The sequence below is a fragment of the Polaromonas sp. P1_G4 genome, from assembly GCF_056405475.1.
In genome coordinates this window covers 1-3,158 of the sequence record NZ_JBFUCA010000491.1, presented here as the reverse complement: position 1 = coordinate 3,158, position 3,158 = coordinate 1, and the positions used below count along the sequence as shown (strand labels likewise).

Genomic DNA, 3,158 nt, shown 5'->3' with positions numbered 1-3,158 from the left:
GAACGTGGGCAGCTCAGACTTTTCCCTGCCAAGCGGTGCCGGCGGTTTTCCTTCCGACAACAGGGACACGTCGTACAACATCTACGGCGGCAGCTATTTCAACAACAACTTCGGCCTGGAACTGGGCTATACCGATTTCGGCAAGATCAACCGTGGCGGCGGGCAGACCGATGCAGAAGGCATCAACCTGAGCCTGGTCGGCCGTTTGCCAATGAGCAACTCCTTCAACCTGCTGGGCAAGCTGGGGACGACCTATGGACGCAGCCACGTGTCCGCCGCACCTGCGTCCGGCATTGCCACAGGCAGCGAAAGCAATTGGGGCGTGTCGTATGGCCTGGGGGCCGAATGGGCATTCACCCCTACCTTGTCGGCGGTGCTGCAGTGGGACGAGCATGACATGAAGTACCCCGGTGGCGGCAAGGAACGCCTCAGCACCACCAGCATAGGCCTGCGCTACCGCTTCTAGGCCGTTGTGGCAGCGTAGCCAACAGCCAAAAGCCCGCATGCCTTTCATGGCATGCGGGCTTTTTTCATGTTTTCGCTTCACGCATTCACTATCAATTTCATAGCTGCTTGCGCCCGCTATTCTTTGCTTTCAAGCATTTTCTTCTTATAAAACCGCGTGCACGTGCGGTGCCAGCATCTCCTGCAACAGCCAGGTTCCGGCACGGCCCAAGGGGCGCTGGCGTGACCATACGGCGTCCACAGGCACCCTGCGCGGCCAGCCGCGCGCATGAAGTTCGACCAGTTTGCCAGCGGCAAAGCGCGTCACCATCCAGCGCGGAATGGCCGCCCATCCAAAACCCAACACCGCCATTTCCAGCAGCATGAGATAGCTGGGAGCGGACCAGGCGCGGCGCGACTGGCGCGCCCCATGTGAGCCCCGGACTCCCTGCGCACCCCGCTCCATCTCTATATAGGTATCCAGCCGCAGCTCCCTGAAATTGACCAGAACGTCGGGCGTGATGTCTTTCATGCTGGCCAATGGGTGGGCGGCCGCCACAAACAGGGTGATTTCAGACTGCTCGGCAATCGTGGCCGAACCGATGTCCGGCGGATAAGCGCCCTGGGCTGCTACCACGCCAATGTTTGCCCGCCCTGTTTGCACCAGCGACACTAGGTCGCCGTGTTCGGCAATCAGGCACTCAAACTCCAGGTCGGGAAAGCTTTTCTCAAAAGCCGAAAGCATTTCTTCAAACCGGTCTGACTGGTAGGTGTCCGACCAGACCACGCTGAGCCTGGGCTCAAGGCCGCCCCCAAGCTGGCTGGCAGCGCGGTCAAGCCGGTCACTGGCAGCGAGGATTTCCTGCACCTTGCCCAGCATGACCCGTCCGTGTTCCGTCAGTGCCGGCTTTCGGCTGCTCCGGTCAAACAGGTTCAGGCCAAGGTCGATTTCCAGGTTGGCAATCGCACTGCTCACCGTCGACTGGCTTTTGCCCAGTTTGCGGGCCGCAGCCGAGAACGAACCCAGGGTCGCAGCCTCTGCAAAAGCGGTCAAGGCTTCCGGGGAATGGCGCATGGCAGTCTTCCATCTATTTTTTCGATGATTATTGATTTTAATGTATTCGAAATAGCGATGAAAATACAGTCATGACAGTAAGGCATCTCGCCTCAACGGTCGGCAAATCATTCAGAACGCGCATCATGAGCCTCCAAAAATCCCTGAAAGAACGGTTTTTCCACGCCCTCGGCTTTGAAATCCTGGCCATCGCCATCTGCGCACCACTAGGCGCCTGGCTACTCGGCTATTCGCTGGCGCACATGGGCCTGCTGACCCTGATGGTTTCGCTGATGGCGATGAGCTGGAACATGGTGTTCAACGCCCTGTTTGACCGGGCGCAGCGCCGCATGGGCTTTCAGCGCACGCTGGCGGCGCGTGCCGTGCATGCTGTGCTGTTTGAAATCGGCCTGATCATCGCGGTGGTTCCGCTGGCGGCCTGGTGGCTGGACATCGGCCTGTGGGAAGCCTTTGTACTGGACATTGCGATCGTGCTGTTCTTCCTGCCCTATACCTTCTGCTTTAACTGGGCTTACGACCATGTCCGCTCACGGGTGGTGGCGCGCCACGCGCGCAAAGCCCAGCTGGCCAGCCGCACGGCCGGCGGGCAGCAGCCGGCGCCCGCGCTACTTTGTGCAGCGCCTGCCGCCGGCAAGTGCCTTACTTCATCTGCACAGAGCCCGACACGATGACCAATACCGTGCTCTTGCCGGCTTCCACAGGCACTGATGCATCGGCCATTTCGGCCTTGGCCGACATCGCCATCATGCGGGGACGCGGTGGAGAGCCCTGGTCGTTGGCATTCACCGAGACTTCGCGCAGCGAGTAGCCGGCAAAACCAAAACTGCGCGCCACCTCACTGGCCTTGGCCTTGAAACGCTCAATTGCGAGCGCCTGGGCCTCGCCCTCGACTTTGGCGCGCTGCTCGCGGCTCAATGCAAAACTGACGTTGCCCATGGTCAGGGTCTGGATCTTGCCCGCCGTGCTGGTGATGCGCGGGAAGTCCTTGCCTTCCAGCACCAGTTCGGTGGAGCCCTGCCAGCCATTGATCTTGCCGTCCTTGCCATAGCGCGGATACAGGCTGAAATTCCCGGTGCGCACCTCCATCTGGCCGGGCGCCGCCGCCTGCTTGGCCTGGGTCAGCGCAGTCTCAAGCGCCTGCCTGAGCTGGCTTTGCACGACGCCCGCGTCAGCACCATCACGGGTTGTGGTCAATGAAATCGACAACAGGTCCTGCTGCACCTCCACCGAGCCACTGACCGATAACTGGGCCACGTTCTGCAGGGATTCGTGGAAGTTGGTCTGGGCCATGGCATGGCTACCCAGCACTGCGCCTGCCAACAGGACACACAAAGCGATCGATTTTGGAGCTCGCATCGGAATTACCTTTCGGGGTGGTGAATTTCAGCCGCTTCTGGCTAAAAAAGACAAGCGTGAAATGGAGGGGGAAATCATGGTGAACATCCGGAACGCTGCAAATCAAGCAGCCTGTTCACCGCAAGTAACCAGGCGCATTCGCCCGGCATTGCTCTTACAAGGGCCCGCCAGCGCGGTGCCCAGGGAGCGGCCGCTTATTTTTACATGTGTTTTTTCAATCGAATGTAGGCGCATTGCCATAGTCAACACGCACACTTGCATGTGGCCGCAACTTTTGTAACAG

At 59.8% G+C, this 3,158-nt stretch carries 5 protein-coding genes; 2 read left to right on the top strand and 3 right to left on the bottom strand.

Going from position 1 to position 3,158, the window contains the following annotated elements; all coding sequences use genetic code 11:
* Positions 1 to 466, top strand: a 466-nt coding sequence (locus AC1D1X_RS19320) for an outer membrane beta-barrel protein (protein ID WP_477698920.1), incomplete at its 5' end; no start/stop codon positions are given.
* Between the two features lie 144 nt (positions 467 to 610).
* Here AC1D1X_RS19320 and AC1D1X_RS19315 read toward each other — a convergent pair.
* Positions 611 to 1,519 (bottom strand): LysR family transcriptional regulator, encoded by a 909-nt coding sequence (locus tag AC1D1X_RS19315; RefSeq protein ID WP_477669237.1) that lies wholly within the window; start codon positions 1,517 to 1,519, stop codon positions 611 to 613.
* Between the two features lie 122 nt (positions 1,520 to 1,641).
* Between AC1D1X_RS19315 and AC1D1X_RS19310 the strand changes: the two genes are divergently transcribed.
* Positions 1,642 to 2,190, top strand: a complete 549-nt coding sequence (locus tag AC1D1X_RS19310) for a multidrug/biocide efflux PACE transporter (protein ID WP_477669613.1) — start codon at positions 1,642 to 1,644, stop codon at positions 2,188 to 2,190.
* Here AC1D1X_RS19310 and AC1D1X_RS19305 read toward each other — a convergent pair.
* Together AC1D1X_RS19305 and AC1D1X_RS19300 are read right to left on the bottom strand one after the other, a co-directional pair.
* Positions 2,159 to 2,875 (bottom strand): SIMPL domain-containing protein, encoded by a 717-nt coding sequence (locus AC1D1X_RS19305; protein WP_477669236.1) that lies wholly within the window; start codon positions 2,873 to 2,875, stop codon positions 2,159 to 2,161. The genes AC1D1X_RS19310 and AC1D1X_RS19305 overlap by 32 nt on opposite strands.
* A gap of 102 nt (positions 2,876 to 2,977) precedes the next feature.
* A partial coding sequence (locus AC1D1X_RS19300) for a hypothetical protein (RefSeq protein WP_477698919.1) occupies positions 2,978 to 3,158 on the bottom strand: 181 nt, incomplete at its 5' end.

Coding starts and splice junctions, on each gene's coding strand:
- AC1D1X_RS19315 (WP_477669237.1), bottom strand. CDS start 1,519: ATGCGCCATTCCCCGGAAGCCTTGACCGCTTTTGCAGAGGCTGCGACC.
- AC1D1X_RS19305 (WP_477669236.1), bottom strand. CDS start 2,875: ATGCGAGCTCCAAAATCGATCGCTTTGTGTGTCCTGTTGGCAGGCGCA.